This is a genomic window from Salinispira sp. (genome assembly GCF_059431795.1).
This window is the reverse complement of the sequence record NZ_JBXWXS010000002.1, coordinates 42,988-65,913: the sequence shown is the minus strand read 5'-3', so window position 1 is coordinate 65,913 and position 22,926 is coordinate 42,988. Positions and strand designations below refer to the sequence as shown.

General features: G+C 50.8%; 15 protein-coding genes and 1 tRNA gene. 9 read left to right on the top strand and 7 right to left on the bottom strand.

Annotation, left to right across the window (positions count from 1 at the left end; all coding sequences use genetic code 11):
• Positions 1–11 precede the first annotated feature (11 nt).
• The 3 genes from AC52PS_RS00805 to AC52PS_RS00795 all read left to right on the top strand — a co-directional run bounded on the left by AC52PS_RS00805 (position 12) and on the right by AC52PS_RS00795 (position 4,441).
• Entirely contained in the window at positions 12–2,423 is a 2,412-nt protein-coding gene (locus tag AC52PS_RS00805) for a methyl-accepting chemotaxis protein (RefSeq protein ID WP_495561122.1), read from the top strand.
• 64 nt (positions 2,424–2,487) lie between these two features.
• Positions 2,488–3,384, top strand: a complete 897-nt coding sequence (locus AC52PS_RS00800; protein WP_495561121.1) for an ABC transporter ATP-binding protein — start codon at positions 2,488–2,490, stop codon at positions 3,382–3,384.
• A gap of 22 nt (positions 3,385–3,406) precedes the next feature.
• Positions 3,407–4,441, top strand: a complete 1,035-nt coding sequence (locus AC52PS_RS00795; RefSeq protein ID WP_495561120.1) for an ABC transporter permease — start codon at positions 3,407–3,409, stop codon at positions 4,439–4,441.
• Here AC52PS_RS00795 and AC52PS_RS00790 read toward each other — a convergent pair.
• Positions 4,418–5,830, bottom strand: coding sequence for a sensor domain-containing diguanylate cyclase (locus AC52PS_RS00790; RefSeq protein WP_495561119.1), 1,413 nt, complete (start codon positions 5,828–5,830; stop codon positions 4,418–4,420). The genes AC52PS_RS00795 and AC52PS_RS00790 overlap by 24 nt on opposite strands.
• Positions 5,831–5,933: 103 nt before the next feature.
• On the opposite strand from AC52PS_RS00790, the gene AC52PS_RS00785 reads away from it, so the two are divergent.
• From AC52PS_RS00785 to AC52PS_RS00775, 3 genes are all read left to right on the top strand, one after another.
• Positions 5,934–6,005, top strand: a tRNA-Thr gene (locus AC52PS_RS00785).
• Between the two features lie 43 nt (positions 6,006–6,048).
• Entirely contained in the window at positions 6,049–6,777 is a 729-nt protein-coding gene (locus tag AC52PS_RS00780) for a hypothetical protein (protein WP_495561118.1), read from the top strand.
• Between the two features lie 142 nt (positions 6,778–6,919).
• Positions 6,920–7,408, top strand: a complete 489-nt coding sequence (locus AC52PS_RS00775) for a DUF6567 family protein (RefSeq protein ID WP_495561117.1) — start codon at positions 6,920–6,922, stop codon at positions 7,406–7,408.
• A gap of 141 nt (positions 7,409–7,549) precedes the next feature.
• On the opposite strand, the gene leuD is transcribed toward AC52PS_RS00775, so the two are convergent.
• Together leuD and leuC are read right to left on the bottom strand one after the other, a co-directional pair.
• Positions 7,550–8,149 (bottom strand): 3-isopropylmalate dehydratase small subunit, encoded by a 600-nt coding sequence (gene leuD, locus AC52PS_RS00770; RefSeq protein WP_495561116.1) that lies wholly within the window; start codon positions 8,147–8,149, stop codon positions 7,550–7,552.
• A 15-nt stretch (positions 8,150–8,164) separates the two neighbouring features.
• Entirely contained in the window at positions 8,165–9,583 is a 1,419-nt protein-coding gene (gene leuC, locus AC52PS_RS00765; RefSeq protein ID WP_495561115.1) for a 3-isopropylmalate dehydratase large subunit, read from the bottom strand.
• 87 nt (positions 9,584–9,670) lie between these two features.
• Between leuC and AC52PS_RS00760 the strand changes: the two genes are divergently transcribed.
• The 3 genes from AC52PS_RS00760 (at position 9,671) to AC52PS_RS00750 (ending at position 16,676) form a co-directional block, all read left to right on the top strand.
• Positions 9,671–10,576: a LysR family transcriptional regulator gene (locus AC52PS_RS00760; protein ID WP_495561114.1), complete on the top strand. Its 906-nt coding sequence runs from the start codon at positions 9,671–9,673 to the stop codon at positions 10,574–10,576.
• Between the two features lie 95 nt (positions 10,577–10,671).
• Positions 10,672–12,348 (top strand): alpha-glucosidase, encoded by a 1,677-nt coding sequence (locus tag AC52PS_RS00755; protein ID WP_495561113.1) that lies wholly within the window; start codon positions 10,672–10,674, stop codon positions 12,346–12,348.
• A 53-nt stretch (positions 12,349–12,401) separates the two neighbouring features.
• Positions 12,402–16,676 carry a two-component regulator propeller domain-containing protein gene (locus tag AC52PS_RS00750; protein WP_495561112.1) on the top strand — a complete coding sequence of 1,425 codons (4,275 nt, stop codon included), beginning with the start codon at positions 12,402–12,404 and terminating at the stop codon, positions 16,674–16,676.
• Here AC52PS_RS00750 and AC52PS_RS00745 read toward each other — a convergent pair.
• The 4 genes from AC52PS_RS00745 to rpoC all read right to left on the bottom strand — a co-directional run bounded on the left by AC52PS_RS00745 (position 16,633) and on the right by rpoC (position 22,918).
• Positions 16,633–17,397, bottom strand: a complete 765-nt coding sequence (locus AC52PS_RS00745) for an EI24 domain-containing protein (protein WP_495561111.1) — start codon at positions 17,395–17,397, stop codon at positions 16,633–16,635. The two genes, AC52PS_RS00750 and AC52PS_RS00745, sit on opposite strands and share 44 nt — an antisense overlap.
• A 116-nt stretch (positions 17,398–17,513) precedes the next feature.
• On the bottom strand, positions 17,514–17,987 hold the full coding sequence (gene rpsG, locus AC52PS_RS00740; RefSeq protein ID WP_495561110.1) for a 30S ribosomal protein S7: 474 nt from the start codon (positions 17,985–17,987) through the stop codon (positions 17,514–17,516).
• 12 nt (positions 17,988–17,999) lie between these two features.
• Entirely contained in the window at positions 18,000–18,374 is a 375-nt protein-coding gene (rpsL, locus tag AC52PS_RS00735) for a 30S ribosomal protein S12 (RefSeq protein ID WP_024268951.1), read from the bottom strand.
• Between the two features lie 299 nt (positions 18,375–18,673).
• A complete protein-coding gene (gene rpoC / locus AC52PS_RS00730) occupies positions 18,674–22,918 on the bottom strand; it encodes a DNA-directed RNA polymerase subunit beta' (protein WP_495561109.1) in 4,245 nt (1,414 codons plus the stop codon).
• Positions 22,919–22,926 lie beyond the last annotated feature (8 nt).

Genomic DNA, 22,926 nt, shown 5'->3' with positions numbered 1-22,926 from the left:
GAGTTCACACCATGACGGTAACCGTAAAACTGAGGATCATTGTGGGAGTGATCGTGCTCCCCGTATTGCTGTTGGGAGCTTTCGGCTTTGCATTGTATACCAGTACCTTTAATCAGGTATACGAAGAGGAAAAGCAGGGGTTATTGTCTCTTGCGAACTTGGTGGCCGAAGAACTCTATATTCCCATTGCACAGAAATATCAAGTTCTTCAGAGCCTCCGCTCCGACCGACAATTCAAAGAGGCCATAGAGCTTCTTCCCCCGAATACCGTTGAGTATGAAGTTATGCGCAATGCGGTACCCAATTATGAGGATTTGAGAAACCGTCTTATCGATATAACCAGCGGAACTCCCATTGATCTTCTCTATGTTGCCAGTGAAAATGCCCAGATTCTCTTTTCAGACAGGGAACCCCAACTGCCCGAATCCTATGTTCCCCGGGAAAGGCCATGGTATACCGGTGCGGTTGAAAAATACCGTCAATTCCGGAGTGCCGGCGCTTCCAACGAGGAGCTCAGTAGCGGTGGAAATACGGTGACCGGAGACAGGAATTCTCTCTTTTTCTTCACCCCTCCCTACCCCACTGCCGAAGAGGGTGCAGAACAAAGCTATGCCGTCACGGCCTCTGCGGTCATTCTTCAGGGAACGCAGATACGGGGGGTTGCCGCCCTGGATTACGACATCGTAGAACTTTCCCAGGTTGCCGGAGATCTGGCCCGGGAACATGAAATTCTCATAACCCTCTACGATCCACAAAGCATGAGCCAAATATTCAGCCTGCAAAGCGGATTTCTGGATCCAAATGATGAGGAAAACGCATTGAGGAATGTAGCCCTGGATTTAGGATACGATCCGGAAGGGGTGGATGATCTGGTTGAGGAAGTTCAGACCACCGGAGAAGTATATTTCGAAGGGAACAGCGTCCAATTCGGCGTATCAATGATTCAGACCACGGAAATGCGGGGAGCTCCCATTGGGATTATGGTTGGACGCAGTCTTGATGAGGTGGTTGCAGGGGTACGAAGCAGGGTATTTCCGCCCATCTTCATTGGGATTCTTGTGGCCATTCTGGTCCAGCTGGCTGGTGTATTTTATATCGGCCGATCGGTATTCCGCCCGCTGAACCAGCTGACTATCGCCATCAAGGAGCTCTCCCAGGGAAGCGGAGATTTAACCAGCAGCATCGACGTGTACCGGAAAGATGAGTTTGGGAAAATCTCATCGGGCTTCAATGAATTTATTTCCAAACTCAACGGAATTGTGGTGAACATCAAACATGCCGCCGGGGCAGTTACCCGGGAAAAGGATGATCTTCTTTCCAACACCGAGGAATCGGCCAGTGCCGCCACCCAAATTACCGCAAACGTGGAATCGGTGAAATCCCAGATTGGGAACCTGGATCAGCAGATTCAGGCGGTTTCTTCGGCCATGGAGGAAATTCAGGCCACCGTGCTCTCACTGAACTCCAACACCGACACCCAAAAGCTGGCGGTAGATCAGGCCACCGCATCTATTGAACAGATGGTTGCTTCCCTCCGCTCCGTTGCAGGGATAGTCCAGGCCAAACGGGATACCGCCACGGAACTGCAACAGGTTATTGAGGACGCCGGGTCCAAGGTGAATGACGCCGCAGAAGCCTATAACGAAGTTGTTCAGCTTGCGGACAGGATCTCGGAGATGTCTGAGGTCATTCAAAATATTGCCAGTCAAACCAATTTATTATCAATGAATGCGGCCATCGAAGCCGCCCATGCGGGTGAATCGGGCCGGGGATTTGCAGTTGTGGCCGAGGAGATCAGAAAACTCGCGGAGGTTGCCCAGACCAACTCCACTCAAATAACCGATGTGGTAAATGATATTACCCGCAAGGTGGATGTTGCCGCCTCAGTTGCACATAACTCCAGCAAGGCCTTCGAGCAGGTGCGGGATGAAACCCAATCCACCATTCAGGCGCTGGACGAGATTAACAGCTCCACCCAGGAACTTTCCGAAGGAGGGGAACAGATTATCCAGGCCAACTTGGCCTTGAATGAAGTTTCCTCCTCGGTTCAGCAATCCGCCAAGGAGATGGAAAGCACCGTGGATATGGTGACCCGATCTACCAATGAAATTGCAGATATCAGCAGGTCGGTGAACTCTGCAATGGCAGAAATTGCAACAGGAGTGAATGAGGTTTCCATCAGCTCGGATCATATTCGGGAAGTCAGCTACCGGCTTTCCGAATCCTCAAAGGCGCTGAATATCGAAACCCACAAGTTCATAACTGAAAAGGGCACAGATGGAGCTGATGGCGAGCATAGAGCTGATGGGGAACATAGTGCTGATGGGGAACAAGCCGCCGATACCACAAATGGCCCTGGAGAGGACATGAAAAAACAGCCTCCACAGGAGCTTACAGCACTGGAAACAGACGAATCCGATTGAGCCGAACGGGTAAAACCGCAGAAACTGATTGCCCGGGTTCAGCTGGAGCATTATGTTCTCATTCATGAACTACATAATGGAAGTTGAAGCTCTGGAGAAGAAGTTCGGCAGCGTGCATGCTGTAAAGGGAATTTCCTTCGGTATACCCGCAGGAAGCTGTTTCGGGCTGCTTGGACCCAATGGGGCGGGAAAGACCACCACCATCGAAATTATGGAGGGTATTCAAAAACCCAGCTCCGGCAAAATCAGCTTCCGGGGGCACCCAACCGATCAGCGCTTCCGGGAGAAAGTGGGAATTCAATTTCAGCACACTGCATTGCCTGAATTTATCACCGTGAAAGAGACTCTGGATCTGTTTTCAAGCTTTTACCCCGACCCCCGTCCCCGGGATGAAGTTATCGATTTATGTTCCCTGGAAGATATAATCGACAGAGATAACCGGAAACTATCAGGCGGCCAGCGTCAGAGAATGCTCCTTGCCCTGGCAATTCTGCCCAAGCCGGAAATTGTATTTCTGGATGAGCCAACCACCGGCCTGGACCCCCAATCCCGCAGAAATTTCTGGGAGCTGATTCAACGGATTCGCGGAGAAAACACCACAGTTTTACTCACCACCCACTATATGGATGAAGCCCATGTTCTTTGCGATCAGATTGCCATTATGGATCATGGAAAGATTCTGGAACTGGATACGCCGGATACCCTGCTGGACCGCCATTTTGAAGGAGCGATAATCCAGATTCCCTGGAAAGAGGGTTTCACCCGGAAAGAGGCAGAGGAAGCAGCCGGAAAACTGGGGGCGGAACTGGGTCCCGGGGGGATGAAAATTATCACGTCCACAATGGACCGTACCATTAAACAGCTTCTGGAAGCGAACATCAATATCGACGGACTGAGTATTCACAAACCCAATCTGGAAGATCTCTTCATTAAACTCACCGGTTCAACTCTACGGGTTTGATCCAAAAAAAATAGGAGTACACATGAGGCCCAATATTCCTCTTCGATCATTCACCGCAATGGTCAAAGCCCGGACCATGGAATTCGTCCGGGACAGAGGCACCTTTTTCTGGAACTTACTGTTTCCCTTCCTGCTGGTGTTCGGATTTTCCTTTGCCTTTTCCGGAGATGCTGAAGGAATTTTTACCGTCGGCACCCTGGGGCAGCCACCGGAAAACTACGAATTTCTGGAAACCGAAGGCATTGAACAAATAGACTACGCCCAACGGGATGAAACGCTGGATGGGGCGGTGGAACGGCTTCGGCGGCATCAGATAGACATGCTGCTGGACTTCGATAGCCAGACCTATTATGTGAACCGTGAAGCCCAGGGCAGCCAACTCCTGTTGAAGCTGTTCACCGGGTTTCAGAACGATTCTCCGCATTCACCTCTCAGCTCAGCCACCGTCTCCGGCGAACCCATCAGATACGTGGACTGGCTTGTTCCCGGAGTAATCGGGATGAACATGATGTTCAGCTGTCTCTTCGGTGTGGGGTTTGTTCTGGTCCGATACCGGAAAAACGGGGTACTAAAACGGATGAAGGCCACACCTGTTTCCGCCCTGAATTTCGTCTCCGCCCAGGCGGCTTCCCGTCTCATGATTGTCATTGTGACATCGGTGGTGGTGTTCGCCGGTACAGATCTGTTTCTGAACTTCATGATGAACGGAAGTTATCTGAATCTTCTGCTGATAACCACCATGGCAATACTCTGCATGATCGCCTTGGGGCTGGTATTTGCATCCAGAATAAAAAGTGAAGAGCTGGCAGGAGGATTGCTCAACCTGGTAACCTTCCCCATGCTCATCCTCTCCGGGGTCTTCTTCAGTCTGGAGAACGCTCCTGCATTTGTGGGTGCGGTAGCCCAAATATTCCCACTGACTCATTTTATAGACGGTGCCCGCTCTATTATGCTGGATGGCGCCGGCCTTATTGAGATTTTGCCCAACATGTTGTATCTGGGTGGTCTGACGGTGGTGTTTCTGATCCTGGCATCATTCCTGTTCAAATGGGAGTGATGAATAGCAGGTAACCCGGTTTTTCCCCCGGGCTTTGGAGGAAAGCAGAGCCTGGTCGGCCCTGAAGATCAGGCTGCTGCGGTCTCCAGCTTCCGCTTCCTGCAGCTGGGCGCAGCCCAGCGAGATGGTCACCTCAGAAGCAGGGTTACGCTCTACTGCCTGTCTCATCCGTTCGGCCACTTCAGCTGCTTCTGCCTCCCGGCTGTGGGGAAGGATGGCAAGAAATTCTTCCCCCCCGAATCTGCAAAGGGTATCCCCTTTTCTGAGTACGTCCCGAACAGACAGCACCACCCCTTTCAGGACATGGTCACCAAATAGATGCCCCTTTTGATCGTTCACATTTTTAAAATCATCAATATCAAACATGACAATAGACAGGGGAAAACCATGCCGCAGGGCGAGAGGGATCTGTTCTGCCAGAAGCTCCTCCATCCATCTTCGGGTAAAGGAATTGGTTAGAGGATCGGTAATGCTTTGCTTTCGTATTTCCTCGTACTGTTGTGAATTTTTCAGGGCGATAGAAACCTGGGTTGCGTAAAGCTCCGCCAACCGTCGGTCATCCGCTGTGAAGACCCCCTCGTCACATCGGTCAAAGGTAATCATGCCCAGTACCTCGTCGGCAAAAATCAGAGGTACTCCCAGCCAATGCCTGGTATCGGGATTGGCAATTTCCTTGAATCTCGGATACTTGTCCGCAAGGTTCTCATTAATTATCAACGAGGCTCTGCTTTCTATGACCCGTGTATTCGGATTATCTCCGGGGATCGGAAAACGGACGCCTTGGATTGCCTTTTCGCCGCTGGAAAACCCCAGACCCCCGAGTATTTCCAGCTGCCCTTCCATGAGCGTCTGCACCGATGCGCTGCTGAAGACGAACACCTTGGCCGCCTGCTCCAATATGGCCTGTATGGTCTCTTGTAAATCCAGGCGGGAGCTGATGATTTGCCCGACCGACTGAATTGTACGAATTTCCCTCGCGGATTTTTCCGCCTGCATTCTGGCATGGATCTCATCGCTAAGGTCGTAGTCAAAGCCCACATATGATGCCACATCCCCATTCTCTTCCCGCTGAACAATCAGGCTGGTGGAATGGATCCACCTCCACTCCCCGGATTTGGTGCGAATGCGGAACAGCACCGATTTGAATGCACTGTCGTCCACATGGAGATTGTCAAGCTGGAGCTGCACCACACTGCGGTCTTCCGGATGAACCAGTTCAATAAACCCGAAGTTCCTCATATCGTCGGAACTGTAGCCCCAGCTTTCCCACATCCGGTTCGGGTACACCCGTCCGGCACGAAGATCATGAATGAAGAGTCCCACATCCCGCATTTTGTCTATGAGAGAGTGAATGTCAAAGCTGAATTCATATGTTTCCGGGCTGTCCACATCTACTTCCTTTTTTAATGTTATTGATATTTTAGTATACGCCAGTATCCATTCACAGTCTACTGTACACATGATACTATTAAGAACATCAGGCGTGGTACCCGCCAGCATAGCTCAGAGGTAGAGCAGCACTCTCGTAAAGTGCAGGTCGTCAGTTCGAATCTGACTGCTGGCTGAAAGTGCTTGTATTTTCGCCGTCAAATCAGGAAATTATACAGATGAAAATATTTCAATTGCCCAAAAGCATATTATTGCTTTCCCTCTTTCTTGTTTTCACAGGGTTGAACCTCAGTTCTGAAAGCGGATCGCCGATTATCCGGGATCCGGGATTCATCCACGGAGAAGAGTCCCGTTATATTATTCGATCCGGAGATGAGGTCAGCTATAGCAGGACAGTGATCAACCGTATTGTCCGCGATGAACGCCTATACTATGAAATCACCAGCTTCAACGAAAACGGAGAACGCACTCTGATCCTGGATTCTCAGGCACTTATTCCCATGGAAACCTACTCACTCAACAGAAACGGCGACTCGGAATACAGCAGCAGCACAAAGGTGAACACTCATCCCCGGATTGCAGCAAATGAAGTGTTTCTCATCGGCCTGGAGGATCTTTCGGTCATTCTGAGGGGCTACCCCTTCCAAAATCCCCAAAGTCTTCAGATCAAAATTCTCGGCCAGGGAGGGGATGACAGCGGGTTCAGTTTGAGTGTGGAATACCGGAAACAGGAACGTCTCGAGCTTCCCGGAGGAAATTTTACCGCCCACAAGCTGGAAGTGGTGACCCGACTTCCCGGAGCCATGTCAATTTTCCGGGGTGCAATACCCAAGAACTATCTATGGTTCAACTCCCAAGCTCCCCATCAGTTGCTGAAGCGAGAAGGGGCCGGGGGATTTGGATCAGGAGAAACGCAGATAAGCGAGTTGGTGGATTTCCAAAACTAAGAGGCAATTTCAAGATTCAATTTTGAAAGATGCTTCTAGGTGAAACCCCAATGAGAAATTATCAGCTTTTTGCACGGATTGCCTTGTAATCATATTTAATATTTCTCATAATTTAATAGAATCTATTTCTATGGAGGATGCCATGAAAAAGGCAACACGTTTTTTCGTTATACCACTGCTTCTTATAGTACTGCTGGCAAGCTGTACAAGCACAAATCTCACCACCAATAAAACCGGGTGGTCGGATTATGCGGAAATCTTGAGCAAAGATTATGAAGTTGTGGGCCATATCCGGGTTGAAGCTACGGAAACTAAAACAGTTTCGCCTCTGGGTATAAATACCACCATCGAAGGTAACACCATTACCTACGATCAACTCATCGCAGCTGCAATGGAAATCGGCGCTGATGATGTAATCAATGTCCGTGTGGATGTGCTTGAAGAAGGGAATACCAGCCCCTTCCAGTGGCTGACCGGCCACACCAAGGTGTACACCTACTATGCCAACGGCCTTGCCATCCGCTACACCGAACCCCTTGCCGAAGGCGTTCCCACCCTGGGTCATTCCAAAGAAGATCTGCCTTCAAGCAGCTTCGGGTTTGAACTTCCCTTCTCAGTACCATTTTTCTAAAAGCCCTGCCCCGATCCCGGGTTTTTCCGGGATCCGGTTTGGTTGGGACGAGAAATCGGCCCAAGCATAGTACGGGATGTCTGTGTGTTTCTCCAGACATCCCGTTTTTTTCCTCCCACGTGTTAGCTGCTCAAATCTATATTAGATATACTGATGTGAAAGGCGATCATGGGTCTTCCGGACCATGTCAGCATTGGACATGAGCAAGGATGTACTGTCCCAGGTGCCCTCAAGCAGTGCACTTCGCCGGCTGTCGGGCATGGATATCTTCACCCCGGTGTTGCCAAAGCTAATGATACCTTTCCGGATATCCAGGATGAATTCCGTGTCGGGCTCTTCGCCGGCCTGGCGCTGCAGCAGCTCAATATCTTCGGGGGAGGCCGTAACCACCGGCGTGCCCAGCATAATACAGTTACCGGCAAAAATTTCTGCGAAGCTTTCGGCCACAATCGCCTGGATGCCCCAGCGTACCAGACTCTGGGGGGCGTGCTCCCGGGAACTTCCGCAGCCGAAATTGGAGTTGGCGAACAAAATATTCGCTCCCTGATATTCATCCTTGTTAAACGGATGATCCTTCGTGGGTTTACCCTTTCCATCGTAGCGTTCATCATAAAACGGATAATTCCCCATCCGGCCGAATGTAATTTCCTTGAGAAACCGGGCGGGAATAATTCTGTCGGTATCTATATCATTTCCCACAACCGCTACGGCTCTGCCCTGTACTGTTTCAATTTTCTTCATAATTCTCCTCCTCTGTTAAACATTTCCGGCGGTAAATTTACGAATATCGCTCACACGGCCCCGGCAGGCCGCCGCAGCTACCATTGCCGGCGACATAAGAAGGGTTCTTCCGGTGGTGCTCCCCTGCCTTCCAATGAAGTTTCGGTTAGAAGAGCTTGCGGATATCTGGTCTCCTTTCAGCTGATCAGGGTTCATTGCCAGACACATGGAACAACCAGCTTCCCGCCATTCAAACCCTGCGGAAGTGAAGATCTTGTCCAATCCCTCTTCCATGGCCTGCTTTCTCACCTGCATGGAACCGGGGACCACAAACGCGTACACCGCAGGATCAACTTTTTGGCCCTTGAGCACCGCTGCGGCCGCCCGGAGGTCTTCTATTCTCCCATTGGTGCAGCTGCCGATAAAGGCCACATCTATGGATATGTCCGAGGGTTTCTGCCCTGGGGTGAGTTTCATGTGGGAATAGGCCAGCTCTGCAGACTTCCGCTCTCCTTCAGTGGAAAGTTCCCGGGGATCGGGGAGATTTTGGTGGATGCCTACACTTTGGCCCGGAGTAACCCCCCATGTCACCATGGGTTCTATTTCGGATGCTTCGAAACGCACAACCTCATCATACACGGCATCGGAATCCGACGCGAACTGTTTCCAGTTCTCAACCGCCCTGTCCCAGTCCTCTCCCCGGGGAGCATATTCTCGTCCATCCAGATATGCAAAGGTGGTTTCATCAGGATTCACGTATCCTGCACGGGCGCCTCCCTCAATAGACATGTTACAGACAGTCATCCGCCCTTCCATGCTCATTGCGTCGAAGACCTCACCGGCATATTCGTATACAAATCCTATACCGCCTTTTACACCCAGACGATTAATAATAAAGAGGGCCACATCCTTGGGAGTAACACCCGCACCCAGGCTTCCGTTAATTTCTATTCTGCGTACCTTCAGTTCATCCATTGCCAGGCATTGGGTGGCAAGAACATCCCGAACCTGACTGGTTCCAATTCCGAATGCCAATGCGCCGAAGGCGCCGTGGGTTGAAGTATGGGAATCGCCGCAGGCAATGGTCATCCCGGGCCGGGTAAGTCCCAGCTCCGGTCCCACAACATGCACAACACCCTGCCGTCCGCTTTGAAAATTGAAAAACTCAATATTGTAATCCTGGGTATTATTCTCAATTGCCTGCATCATGCTCTCCGCCTGTGTATCGGCGAAGGGCCGCTGATGGCTGTGGGTGGGCACAATGTGGTCCATGGTTGCAAAGGTCCGCTGTGGATACGCAACCTCCAGGCCTCGTTCCCTGAGCATATCGAATGCCTGGGGGCTGGTCACCTCATGAATCATATGCAGTCCAATAAACAACTGCGTTTGTCCTGTGGGCAACCCGGCCACCCGGTTGTTTTCCCATATTTTATTATAAAGGGTACGTTCTGCCATTTTCGCCTCCTGATATGTTGAAGAGTATATTCAAAAAACCTTCATTTGTATAAGATATATTCACTATACTCAGCATAGGTTTATACTATGGAAATACACCAAATCAGATATTTTCTGGCTGTTCAGAGAGAAAAATCGTTTACCCGGGCCGCCGAAGCCTGCAATGTTTCCCAGCCTTCACTCTCTGCTCAAATTCGCAAGCTGGAGGAGGAAATGGGCGGGGAGCTGTTCGAACGGAACAGGAGAAACATCAGAACCACTGCACGGGGGGAGCTCTTCCTGGATTATGTGCTGGAGATTGAGCATAAAATAGAGGAGCTGCGGGAGGCCGTTCATCAGTTTGACAACAGCGGAAGAGGAAAAATATCCCTTGGCTGCCTGCCAACCACCGGCGCACATGTATTGCCCCTTCTGCTTACGGAATTTTCCCGGAGCTATCCGGATGTGAAGGTTCAGCTCCGGGAAGGTTCCAGCCCGGCTCTCGCCCAGGCATTGTTGGATTTTGATATTGATCTGGCCATCATCGATGAGGCGGGAATCAGACCGGGACTCCAGTCCAGCCTTCTCTTTCGCGAGCCCCTCTATATTGCCCTGCCCCCGGAACACCATCTTTCCCATTCGGAGAATCTCAAGCTGGAGGATTTGAAACATGAAGATTTTATTCTCATGAGGCGGGAACACGGTTTTCACAGTATTGTGGTGTCGGCGTTGCGAAACAATGGAGTTGAACCCCGTGTCGTCTATGAAAGCAGTGAAATAGAAACAGTTCAATCTTTGGTGGAAGCCGGTCTGGGCATATCCCTGGTTCCCAGAATGGTGTGTGGAAACCGGAACATTGTCTACAGATCCGGCGGCAAGTCCGCTCCCTCAAGAACCCTGCTTCTGGCTTGGAGGACAAGCTACCGCCCATCCCCCGCCGCCCGGGTATTCTCCGAGCTTGCAACCCGTCTGCTTGCACAGAATTTCGGCGACTGGAAACACGGGGTCTCATAGAACGAATTTATGATATTTGATATTACCTCCCTTAATTACAATTTCATGTTTCCATAGTATAATAGTGGAATCATTATAAAACACAGGGCAAGAACATGAACAAAGCCGAAAACGATTGGTGGAAGCACGGAGTTATATATCAGATATATCCCCGCAGTTTTCAGGACAGCGACGGTGACGGTACCGGAGATTTGCCGGGAATCATCTCCCGCCTGGATTATCTCCAATGGCTGGGAATAGACGCAATATGGCTTTCACCCGTTTTTCCATCTCCAATGCTGGATTTTGGGTATGACATTCGGGACTACCGGAATATTGACCCGGTGTTCGGGAATCTGAACGATTTTGACCGGCTGGTTGAAGAGGCGCATCAACGGAATATCAAAATAATTCTGGACCTGGTTCTGAATCACAGCAGCAGCTCCCACGCTTGGTTTCAGGAATCCAGAAAATCAGCCGACGGAGACAAAGCGGACTGGTATATCTGGCATCCGGGAAAGAAATTTCTGGTGTTCCGCAGACCCCCGAACAACTGGAGAGCTGCATTCGGCGGGCGGGCATGGACCTGGGACTCACAGCGAAAGAGCTACTACCTTCATTTATTTTTGAAAGAACAACCGGATTTCAACTGGAGAAACCCTGAGCTCAGAGAAGAGCTTCTGAACATTGCACGGTACTGGCTGGAACGGGGAGCGGACGGGTTCCGCCTGGATGTGATCAATTATATTGTGAAAGATACCCAGTTCAGATCCAACCCCTACCGGCTTCGCAAAGCCCCACCCAGACTGCACGATCAGCAGGACCATCGCTTCGACAGAAATCAAGCTGAGAGCCATACCTACCTCAGGGAATTGCGACGGGTCATGGATGAGTATGACGGAAGCATGCTGGTGGGGGAGGTCTACCCTAATGAAGGAGTCAGTGAACCCCGTTATCCGGCGGAGTATCAGGGGAATGGAAACGACGAGCTTCACATGGCTTTTAACTTTTCGTTCATGTTTACCGGTTTCAGCGCAGCGGAGTTTCATGAAAAACTGGCGGAATGGTATGGGGTTTTGGGAGAAGAACGCTGGCCCTGTCATGTTTTCAGCAATCACGATCAAAGCCGTGCCATGACACGGCTTTGCGGCCACGATAGGGCAAAGGCAGCCCTTCTTGCGGGAATTGCCCTGACACAGAAGGGTACTCCCTTCCTCTATTATGGTGAAGAGATTGGGATGCGGGACGGCAGAATCCACAGAACACAATTGCAGGATCCACTGGGAAAGAAATACTGGCCGTTTCATCCCGGAAGAGATCCTGAGCGCACTCCCATGCAATGGAATGGAGACTCCCATGCTGGATTTTCCACCGCCGAACCCTGGCTGCCGGTGAACTCCGACCATACAGCCGTACACGTTGAGGGGCAAAAAGCCGATCCGGGCTCCCTGCTTAATTGGTACCGCAAACTGCTTGCTCTCCGCCGCAGCACAGCGGCCCTCCATGGGGGCAGTATTGTATTCCCTCCTTTGAAAACCGGAAACAATGTTCTTGCCTACTTCCGACTGGACGGGCAGCAATGCTATCTCGCCGCAGGGAACTTTTCGGACCGGACACATACGGTGGATCGGATTTCCTTCCCACGGGAATTCCGCAATGCAGGGTTCCGGAAAATTCTCGGTTCAGCTTCTTTCCTCAGCAGCTCAGGGGAAGCGGCTTCCCTCAACAGCGACGAATCTCCCGCACCTATTCTTGCACCCTATGAGTTCGCATTATACGAGATCAAAACCTGAGAATTTTTTGCCCAATTGCATATACTTTAAGAATAAGGATCAACAGTAGAACCATGAGATTACATACAGAAATTTCCTTCAGCCGTGCCCGGCTGTGGGCTGCAGCCCCATTCGTTATTTTTTTCGCACTCATCTCCGGCATGCTATACTCCCAATCCCTTTCACAGCTCCCTGAAGCCCCACGGGTTCAGCGCATCGATATCCGGGATGGTCTGATAAACAATAAAGTATCTTCCATCCTCCAGGATGACCGGGGCTTTATCTGGATAGGGACTACCGAGGGGCTCAACAGATATGACGGCTACGAGTACCGCAGCTTCTCGTATATTCCCTTTGAGAAAAATTCCCTCAGCCAAAGTCAGATTCAAACAATGCATTTGGATACACAGAATAACCTGTGGGTGGGAACATACGGCGGTCTGAACCGGCTGAATACCCTGACAGAGGAAATTGCACGGTTCGAACATGATCCGGAGGATGATACAAGCCTCAGCAGTAATTTGATTATATCCATCCTTCGTGACAGTCAGGAGCGTTTGTGGGTCGGTACATCCAATGGGCTGAACCTGAGCACCGATGGCGGACGAAGCTTTCAGCGATTTTTTCATCATGACGAAGACCCTTTCAGTCTGGGGGACAATACGATCAGAGCCATCCACGAAGGTCCATCGGGCCGTATTTGGATCGGCCACTACGGCGGTGTTAGTATTTGGGATAATAGCCAAAGAGGTTTTCTGAATATCGTCCCTTCCTCAGATTCCGGTACAGCGGATCCTGAGAATCGGGTGCTTCCGGGCTCATTCGTTATGGATATTACCCGGGACGAGCGGGGAGATATCTGGCTGGGTCTGTGGGAGGGACATATCGTCCATTTCAGACAGAAACAGCAGGATTTTGTCACCCATTCTATTCCCGCCGAAGGCGTGTACACCATGCTATTCGATTCAAACGGCATACTGTGGATAGGGACTTGGTCCAGCGGGCTCTACGCCATGGACCCCAGGGACGGAAGCTTCCGTCAATTCAAAAGGGAGTGGATGGAAGAAGACCAGTATCATGTTCTTGTGTATTCCCTTCATGAAGACCATGGGGGGATTATCTGGATCGGTACACGGGGAGGAGGAATTCAGCTCTATGATCCTAAACGAAGCCGTTTCCAGGTTTTTGAGCATGAACGGGGCGGCAACGGACTTTTACCAGGCAGTTATACAAGCATGGAGGAAGATCATGAAGGCAATATCTGGATAGGTTCGTATAACAGCGGTATTAACAAATACAATCCTGAAACCGGACAGTTCACCCGCTATTCCCGGGAGACTCAGGATGGAAGATATCTTGGGAATAATTTTATTTTAAGCATCTATACCGAAGACGCGGGCAATGTCTGGGTGGGCACCCAGAAGGGTCTGCACCAATATAATTCGTCGAGCGACTCTTTTCAGCTTTTTGAGGCCCCGTTTCAGGACCGGATAATCCAAAGCGTAATACGAGATACGGATAACCGCCTCATTGTGGGGACATATTACAACGGACTCTATATGTATGATCCCCAATCGGGCGATTTCCGTCACTTCACCAATGACCCCGAAGATCCTGAAAGCATCAGCGATAACCTGATAAGCAGTCTGTTCATAGATGAGAATGAAAACCTCTGGGTGGCAACCAACAACGGACTGAACCGTTATCATGATGGCGGATTTTCCCGGTACTTTCACGATCCGGATAACCCTGGATCCATATCGGGTAACAAAATCACTTCCATTCAGGAGGACAGCTACGGTCAGTTATGGGTGGGAACTAGCGGCGGAGGGATCAACCTTTTTAATCCCGACCAGGGAAATTTCACCCATTATACAACTAAGAACGGGCTGGCCAGCAACACTATTCACGCAATTACGGTGGATGATGACGGCCGATTATGGATCAGTACCACCCGGGGGATATCCATTCTGGATCCCCAGGAAGAAGATTTCGTAAACCTGGATGAGGATGACGGCCTCATAAATTATGAAATGACCTCAGCCGCAGAAAAAACCCGGAACGGGGATATGTATTTTGCCTCTGTTGCAGCTATTCACCGCATTGATAACATCGATTATGTAAACAACCAGTATATTCCCAACATGGAGATCACTGGCATCGAAGTAGCCGGTGAACGGCTTGTTTCTTCCCGGAGTAATCAGCTTGAGCTGCCCTACAACGAAAATTTCATTACCTTCCATTTCGCCGCGCTGGATTTCAGCGACCCGGACAAGAACCGATACAGTTACAAACTGGAAGGAATTGATCAGGATTGGAGCCCGGTGAGCGCTGAGAACTTCGCAGTGTATACAAATTTAGCCCCCGGACAGTATCGATTCCTGGTTAAGGGATCCAACAACGACGCAGTTTGGAATCCCCGTCCGGCATCTTTCAGCTTCCGAATCAACCCGCCCTGGTATCTGTCTCCCCTGTCCTTGATTTCCGCAGCTCTCTTTATTACCGTATTTCTTGGTCTGATGATCGCAAACTTCAGGGTGCGGTGGAAGCTCAATAATGAACGGCTGAAAGAGGAAGCCCGGATAAACCGCATCCTGGAACAGAAGGTCAGCGAGCGAACCAAGGCACTGCAACGTGCCAGACAGGCTGCCGAAGAAGGTCTTCAAACCAAAAGCCGATTTTTGGCAAATATGAGTCATGATATCCGTACACCATTGAACAGCATTATCGGTTTCTCCGAAATGATCAGCCGTACGGAGGACCGGAGCAAACTGGATGAGTACGCCTCAACCATTTTTTCCGAATCCAATAAACTGCTGAGCCTTATTAACCAGATTCTGGACCTTTCAAAGATCGAGTCCCGGAAAATGCCTGTAGAACTGCGGCCGGTAAATCTTGATCAGTTTATCAGGGAGATCACCGCTTCATACCATGACAAAGCAGCCCGAAAGCAGCTCTCATTCGCCACAAGCATCGATCCCAAGCTCCCCCCCTATGTGGTTACAGACCCGGTAAATCTCAGCCGGATTCTTGAGAACGTATTAAGCAATTCTCTGAAGTTTACCAAAACCGGAGAAATCCGGCTGGATGTGGAATCTTCCCGGCAAAGGACAGACAGGGCCACCCCTACGGAGGGTGAATTACCACAGGAAACACTCCGCTTTGTTGTATGGGATACGGGCATAGGGATTCCGGAAGAGAAGCAGGAACAGATATTTTCCAGCTTCGAACAGATAGATAAATCCCTGAACAGAGAGTACCCGGGTTCGGGACTCGGAATGTCCATCGCCCGGGAACTTGCAGAAACACTGGGCGGACGAATCCTTCTCACCTCACAACCCGGCCGGGGGAGCGTTTTCACCATAGAAATACCCCTGTATGAGATAGAAAACGAACTTCAACTGGAAGACCCGGGAAATAATCTCCCCATGCAGATTGATCTTGAAGGGAAGGCAATTCTTCTGGTGGAAGACTACCTGCCGAACCAGGCAATCGTACAGGCGTTGCTGGATTCCACTAACGCCCAGCTCACCACCGCCGAGAGCGGCCCCACGGCTTTATCGCTGAGCGAACAATACAACTATGATCTGATTCTCATGGATCTCCACATGCCGGGAATGGACGGTTTGGAAGTCACCCGCCGATTGCGCAGCGGCGGCATGAACTCCCGGACAGTTATCCTGGGACTGACCGCAGACGTGTTAAAGGAAAGCAGGGAACACTGTCTCATGGCGGGGATGAACGATGTTCTCACCAAACCGATCAGACAGCAGACGCTGTTAAGCGCGCTGGAGTACTGGCTTCTTCGGTCCCACAAAGCAGAGGAGAAAACCACCATACCCGGTCCCGGCACTGAATATAGCCCGCAGGGCCATGCAACCGGAAACTCAGGCGTGATGCCCCATTCTTCCCAGGCTGTGTTCTCCGGACAATCACCCCGAAGCAGAGTATTTGATTATCAGGGCCTGTTGGAGGAATACGGCGATCCCGGACTGATCGCTGAGCTCTGCGGCGGATTTATTGCAGCATCGGAAACCGGTATGAATCATATTGAAAAGATTCTTCAAAAAACGGCAATCGGGAAACAGGAGCTTAGGGATTTACACCGGGAATGTCACAGTATAAAGGGCGGAGCAATAAATCTCATGGCCATCGAACTGGCAGAAAAGGCCGAAGAGTTTGAGCGTATGAGCAAACATTTGGCTGAGCACCAAGATGCGGAAAGGGGACAGGACGAAACCCACCGGGAAGAAAAAGAACAGCTATCCCGGGCTCACCTGAGACTCAAAATTGCCCTGGAGGAGTTTATCCGGGAGCAGTCTGCTCCGGAAAATAATCAAGGTACATAAGAGTGGATCCTGAAGCAGCAAAACCAAGCAGAAAAATATTGAGAAACGGAATAAACATCATCAGATAAACTGATAATCCGAATCCAAAAATGAGCATGGGATGTTTACTCAGAACACTGAAACGGCTGCGTATTCCCACCAGCCGTCTATTACCGGAAAAACCGGTGTACTCCAACGTGAGCATTGCCCAGGTGAACAAATAGCTGAGAATTACCTGAACTGCGCCGCCCAGAACCGGTATCAGATGCAATACCAACATGAGCAGGTTCCCTGCTAGGGTTATTGACAGAAGCAGCACGGCATCTCCCATTGAAAACAGGGCCACCTTAACCTGGCCGGCGATTCCCCGTGGACTTGCACTGGCACCGCGTACCCTTCCTTCTGTTTTTTCACTAATAATATCCAAAAAAGGTCCGGCCACCACCGGCCCGAGAATGAGAAATAATATCAGCCCAATACTAATAAATACGAAAGTGAACAACCCGCTGAGAGCCGACCGGAGAACCTTGAGCAGGGCAGACATATCTTCCCCTGGCGCAGCCCATATCAGGTCCCGTACATCATCACCAAAACGGATTGCCAACCAGACAGAGACAACCAGCAGAACAAGCTGGATCAGGGCGGGGATAAGAAGGATTTTCCAGAGACCATGGCGCTGAACCACGGCAATGGCTTTGAATGGATATGCGAAGCCGCGCAGTAATTCTTTGATTGGGTTCATATTAATATGGTATCAAATGTGACAGGAAAAAAAAACCGGTATACATGCTGGCCGTTGAGCCGTTCCAGCAGTATACCGGTTCGAATATCAGATTACACGCATTACAATCTAAATGACTACCAGCGGTAATGGGCGAATGCTTTGTTCGCCTCGGCCATTCTATGGGTATCTTCCTTCTTTTTGAAGGCGTTCCCGGTATTGTTGTACGCATCCATCAGCTCGGAGCTGAGTTTCTGAGCCATGGATTTCCCGTTTCGGCCCCTGGCCGCTGCGATAATCCAGCGCATGGCCAGTGCCTCACGACGGCTTTCACGGATTTCCACGGGTACCTGATAGGTGGAACCACCGACACGGCGGCTTTTTACTTCAATAATAGGTTTTACGTTGTCCAGTGCCTTCAGAAACACTTCGATGGGCTTGGCATCACTGATTTTTTCTTCAACCACTGACATTGCCCCGTATACCACTTTGGTTGCTGTACTGCGTTTTCCATCAAGCATCATCCGTTTGATGAACTTTGTGAGTACGGTGGAACCGTAGCGGGTATCTGGGAGAACCGGTTTTTTCGGTGCAATTCTTCTTCTTGGCATCTCTAATCCCCCTTACGCCTTCGGCTTTTTGGCGCCGTATTTGGAACGGCCTTTTCGACGACCGTCCACACCAAGAGTATCCTTGGCTCCGCGAACAATATGATAACGAACACCGGGAAGGTCTTTTACTCGCCCCCCCCTCAGAAGAACAACTGAGTGTTCCTGGAGGTTGTGTCCGATACCGGGGATGTATGCGGTTACTTCGATACCGTTACTGAGGCGAACACGGGCAACTTTACGGAGCGCAGAGTTCGGCTTCTTGGGAGTAACGGTCATTACACGGGTACATACCCCGCGTTTCTGGGGACAGGACTGAAGCGCCGGAGATTTCGTTTTCTTCCAGGTGGTCTTCCGTCCCTTCCGGATAAGCTGATTAATAGTGGGCATTGAGCTTACTCCTAAATATCTCCCGATGGACCATCGGCAACGCCTGATGTAGTTGTCCATTTCCGGGTCGACAGACTCAACCCCTTCACGTCGGGTTCCCGGCTGAGCAGAGAGCCATAGGGCTCTGAGCTCAATCCTTTCACCGCCAGGAGCGGCTTACGCCACACTCCGGAAGGGCTGTCGAACTATCTCTTAAACCTTCCGCAGCCAAAGCCGCGGAAGGATCTTACAATAACAGGTTTTTCTTTGCAGGGTCAACATCCACGGGGGATGCAGCATACCACAGATATGGCAATTGCTTACTCATCGTTGCCCGGAGCCGGGTTTGGCGCTCCTTCTGTTGCAACAACTGCCGCCTTTTCTTTTTCCCTCAGTTCAACAATCTGCTGAACATGGGCGTCCAGATCCGAACGGTTTTCATCGTAAAGCTTGAGATTATTATACTGGCGCATACCCGTTCCCGCAGGGATCAGGTGCCCGATAATAACGTTCTCCTTCAGTCCCCTGAGTCCGTCCACGGATCCGGCAATTGCGGCGTTGGTCAGAACCCGGGTGGTTTCCTGGAAGGATGCAGCGGAGATGAAGCTGTCGATGTTCAGGGAGGCTCTGGTTATTCCCAGAAGCAGAGGCCGTGCCACCGCCGGCTGACCGCCTTCCTTTTCAACCTTGCGGTTTTCTTCACCGAATTTGTACTTATCCACCTGCTGGCCGAAAATAAAGTTGGTATCTCCAACCTTAATAATCTCAACCTTACGCATCATCTGGCGAATGATTACCCCGATGTGCTTATCGTTAATATCTACACCCTGAAGCCTGTAGACTTCCTGAACTTCATTCACCAGGAATCGCTGGAGGGCATTTTCGCCGAGAATCTGAAGAATATCATGGGGGTCCACGGCGCCGTCACAAATCGGTTCTCCGGCTTCCACCAGGTCCCCTTCCCGTACCAGCATGTGTCGACCCATGGGCAGCAAATGCTTCTGCCGCTGTCCGAAATCATCTTCAACCATAATTACCCGTTTGGACTTTACAATGCCTTCAAACTGAACCGTACCGCTGACCTTCGCGAGTACTGCGGGAATTTTGGGTTTTCGTGCTTCAAAAAGCTCCCCTACCCTGGGCAGACCACCGGTAATATCACGGGTTTTGGCGGATTCCTGCAGAATCTTGGCCAGCGCCCGTCCGGCTTCAACCTTTTCCCCATCGGCTACATTCACATAGGAACCGCCGGGCAGGTAATAGGTCGCCAGTTCTTCACCCTCGTCATCCTTAATGAGAATCCGGGGCTGAAGACTTTCTGTTGTCTGTTCTGCAATTTTCTTTTCGATATTTCCGGTATCTTCATTCACCTCTTCTTTCAAAGTGGTCTTGTCGATATCTTCGTAGAATACCGTACCGTTATGCTCGGCAAGGATCGGCTCGGAGAACGGGTCGAATGTTGCTATGGACTCGTCGGCGGGAACAATATCTCCCACCTTCACCAGAAGATCCGCACCGTTCCGGATTTCTATCTTCTGCTCCTGGGCGATAAGATAGAGTTTGTCTTCCCGGATAACTGCGTAGGCATTTTCCTGGGCCTGGATCACTTCCTTGCCCTTCTGGATAACATCCTGCCCCTTAACGATTTTACCGCCGTCTTCCACAAGGATCTTCACCTTGCCCGAGGTATCCAGGACTTCCAGCACCTTGCTGGCCATGATAAAGCCTTTCCGGGTGAACAGCCGGTCACCGTTTTTCAGGGTTACCGTATTACCGTGAATGCTGTTAATCATCACCGGATAATGCAGAAATGTCCGGTTTTCCTCACTGGTTTTGGTGGCAGCACCACCGATATGGAAGGTACGCATGGTGAGCTGGGTACCGGGCTGGCCAATACTCTGGGCGGCGATAATCCCTACCGCTTCACCAATCTCTACGGTCCTATTGGTGGCCAGGTTCCTGCCGTAACACTTCCGGCACACGCCGTGTTTGGATTCACAGGTCAATACCGTACGGATACGGACCGACTCAATCCCCGCTTCCTCGATGGCCTCTGCGGTGTCTTCTGAAATTTCCTCATTCACATCAACCAGAATCTCACCGCTGATAGGGTGTTTTACCCGCTCAATTGTAAAGCGGCCCACGATCCGTTCCTGAAGGGTTTCTACGATTTCCTCGCCGTCCTTCAGCGCAGTGTAGTCAATACCGTTGATAGTGCCGCAGTCCTCTTCATTAACCACCACATCCTGGGCGATATCCACAAGACGGCGGGTAAGATATCCGGCGTCGGCGGTCTTCAGTGCGGTATCCGCAAGACCCTTTCGGGCACCGTTGGTTGAGATAAAGAACTCAATAATGGACAGACCTTCTTTAAAGTTTGACCGGATAGGCAGCTCAATAATTTCACCGTTGGGCTTGGCCATCAGACCACGCATACCGGCAAGCTGACGGATCTGTGACCGGCTACCACGGGCTCCGGAGTTTGCCATCATGTACACGGGGTTAAATCCTTCCCGGTCATTCTGCAGCTTCTGCATCATTTCATTGGTGAGCTCTTCGTTGGTCTTGGACCAAACCTCGACTACACGGTTGTAGCGCTCTTCGTTGGTAATATGCCCCTGGAGATACTGGTTCTGAATGGCAATTACATCGCTGTTCGCCTGTTCAATCATCTCCGGCTTCTTGCTGGGAATGATTATATCGTTCACCCCGATGGTGGCGCCGAAGATGGTGGCGTAGCGGAATCCCAGGTTTTTCACCTGGTCAAGCATCAGAACTGTGAGATAGGGCCCGTGTTTTGAATACACCTTGGCGATAAGTGCGCGAAGCTCCTTATCTCCCATTGCATAGTTTGCAAATTCAATTTCTTTGGGAAGGGCATCGTTGAGGATCATCCGTCCGGGGGTGGTTTCCACCAGTTCGCCGTTGTGGGGAGCCTTGTCCACAGGAACCTTAATCAGTGCCTGATAATCCACGTCCCGGTTTTCGATGGCGTACACCACTTCATCAAATGAAGAGTAGCGCTTACCGTGGCCTTTTCCCGCTTCTTTATGCCGGGTGAGGTAGTTGATTCCCAAAACCATATCCTGGGAGGGGAATACAATGGGTTTCCCGTTCGCCGGGTCAAGCAGGTTCCGGGCGGAAAGCATGAGCGTCCAGCACTCAATCTGCGCAGCCTGGGTAAGGGGAACATGGACCGCCATCTGGTCACCGTCAAAGTCCGCATTGTATGCATGACACACCAGCGGATGGAGTTTAATGGCTTTGGAGTCCACAAGAACCGGTTCAAATGCCTGAATACCCAGGCGGTGAAGGGTAGGCGCACGGTTCAGCAGAACCGGATGCTCTTTTACCACTTCATCCAGCACCGCCCACACTTCGGGGGTTTCCTGTTCAACAAGGGTCTTGGCCCGCTTGATGTTGTACACCACGTCTTTTTCCACAAGCTTCTTCATTATGAAGGGCTTATAGAGCTCAAGGGCCATTTTGGTGGGAAGCCCGCACTGATGAAGCTGAAGGTCGGGACCCACGACAATTACCGATCGTCCGGAGTAGTCAACACGTTTACCCAGAAGGTTCTGGCGGAAACGCCCCTGCTTACCTTTGAGCATATCGGAAAGAGATTTGAGAGGCCGGTTTGAAGCACCTTTTACCACCCGCTTCTTCTTGCTGTTGTCAAAGAGGGCATCAACCGCTTCCTGAAGCATTCGCTTTTCGTTCCGGATAATAATATCAGGAGCATTCAGGTTCATGAGCCTCTTCAGACGGTTATTTCTGTTAATCACCCGGCGGTAGAGATCGTTCAGGTCGGAGGTGGCGAAACGGCCGCCGTCCAGCTGAACCATTGGGCGCAGTTCCGGGGGAATTACGGGAATCACATCAAGAATCATCCAGCTTGCCTGGTTCTTGGAATCCCGGAAATTTTCTACAATCTCAATCCGCTTCAGCAAACGCTTATCGGCCTTCTCGCCCTTCTCGATCATCTTTGCACGGAGCTCCGCACTCAGACCGTCAAGGTCGATGGTTTCCAGAAGGCTTCGGATGGCTTCCGCACCGATTCCCGCCGAAAAACTCATTCCGTAGCGCTCTTTAGCTTCGGCGTACTCTTCTTCGGTGAGCAGATCCATCTGCTTCAGGTCGGTATCACCGGGATCAATTACAATATATTTCTCGTAATAAAGAATAGAGCGCAGTGCCGCCACAGTCAGGTCAAGAAGCAGCCCCATTCTGCTGGGAACCGACCGGTAGTACCAGATATGGCTCACCGGGCTTGCCAGCTCAATATGCCCCATTCGTTCGCGGCGTACCTTGGGATGGGTTACTTCAACACCACAGCGGTCACAGATCACCCCTTTGTATCGGATGCTCTTAAACTTACCGCAGTAACACTCCCATTCCTTGGTGGTTCCGAAAATCCGCTCACAGAAAAGACCGTCTTTTTCAGGCCGGAGGGTCCGGTAGTTGATGGTTTCGGGTTTCTTCACTTCACCATAGCTCCATGCCCGGACCTGATCCGGACTGGCGAGCTTAATCATAATATTGTCGAAATCTTGTATTTCTCGCACCTTGACCT

What these genes read in the sequence shown, in the direction of transcription:
- AC52PS_RS00745 (WP_495561111.1), bottom strand. Translation starts at nt 17,397, where the DNA reads ATGAACCCAATCAAAGAATTACTGCGCGGCTTCGCATATCCATTCAAA.
- AC52PS_RS00795 (WP_495561120.1), top strand. Translation starts at nt 3,407, where the DNA reads ATGAGGCCCAATATTCCTCTTCGATCATTCACCGCAATGGTCAAAGCC.
- AC52PS_RS00775 (WP_495561117.1), top strand. Translation starts at nt 6,920, where the DNA reads ATGAAAAAGGCAACACGTTTTTTCGTTATACCACTGCTTCTTATAGTA.
- rpsL (WP_024268951.1), bottom strand. Translation starts at nt 18,374, where the DNA reads ATGCCCACTATTAATCAGCTTATCCGGAAGGGACGGAAGACCACCTGG.
- leuC (WP_495561115.1), bottom strand. Translation starts at nt 9,583, where the DNA reads ATGGCAGAACGTACCCTTTATAATAAAATATGGGAAAACAACCGGGTG.
- AC52PS_RS00760 (WP_495561114.1), top strand. Translation starts at nt 9,671, where the DNA reads ATGGAAATACACCAAATCAGATATTTTCTGGCTGTTCAGAGAGAAAAA.
- leuD (WP_495561116.1), bottom strand. Translation starts at nt 8,149, where the DNA reads ATGAAGAAAATTGAAACAGTACAGGGCAGAGCCGTAGCGGTTGTGGGA.
- AC52PS_RS00750 (WP_495561112.1), top strand. Translation starts at nt 12,402, where the DNA reads ATGAGATTACATACAGAAATTTCCTTCAGCCGTGCCCGGCTGTGGGCT.
- AC52PS_RS00755 (WP_495561113.1), top strand. Translation starts at nt 10,672, where the DNA reads ATGAACAAAGCCGAAAACGATTGGTGGAAGCACGGAGTTATATATCAG.
- AC52PS_RS00800 (WP_495561121.1), top strand. Translation starts at nt 2,488, where the DNA reads ATGAACTACATAATGGAAGTTGAAGCTCTGGAGAAGAAGTTCGGCAGC.
- AC52PS_RS00780 (WP_495561118.1), top strand. Translation starts at nt 6,049, where the DNA reads ATGAAAATATTTCAATTGCCCAAAAGCATATTATTGCTTTCCCTCTTT.
- AC52PS_RS00805 (WP_495561122.1), top strand. Translation starts at nt 12, where the DNA reads ATGACGGTAACCGTAAAACTGAGGATCATTGTGGGAGTGATCGTGCTC.
- rpsG (WP_495561110.1), bottom strand. Translation starts at nt 17,987, where the DNA reads ATGCCAAGAAGAAGAATTGCACCGAAAAAACCGGTTCTCCCAGATACC.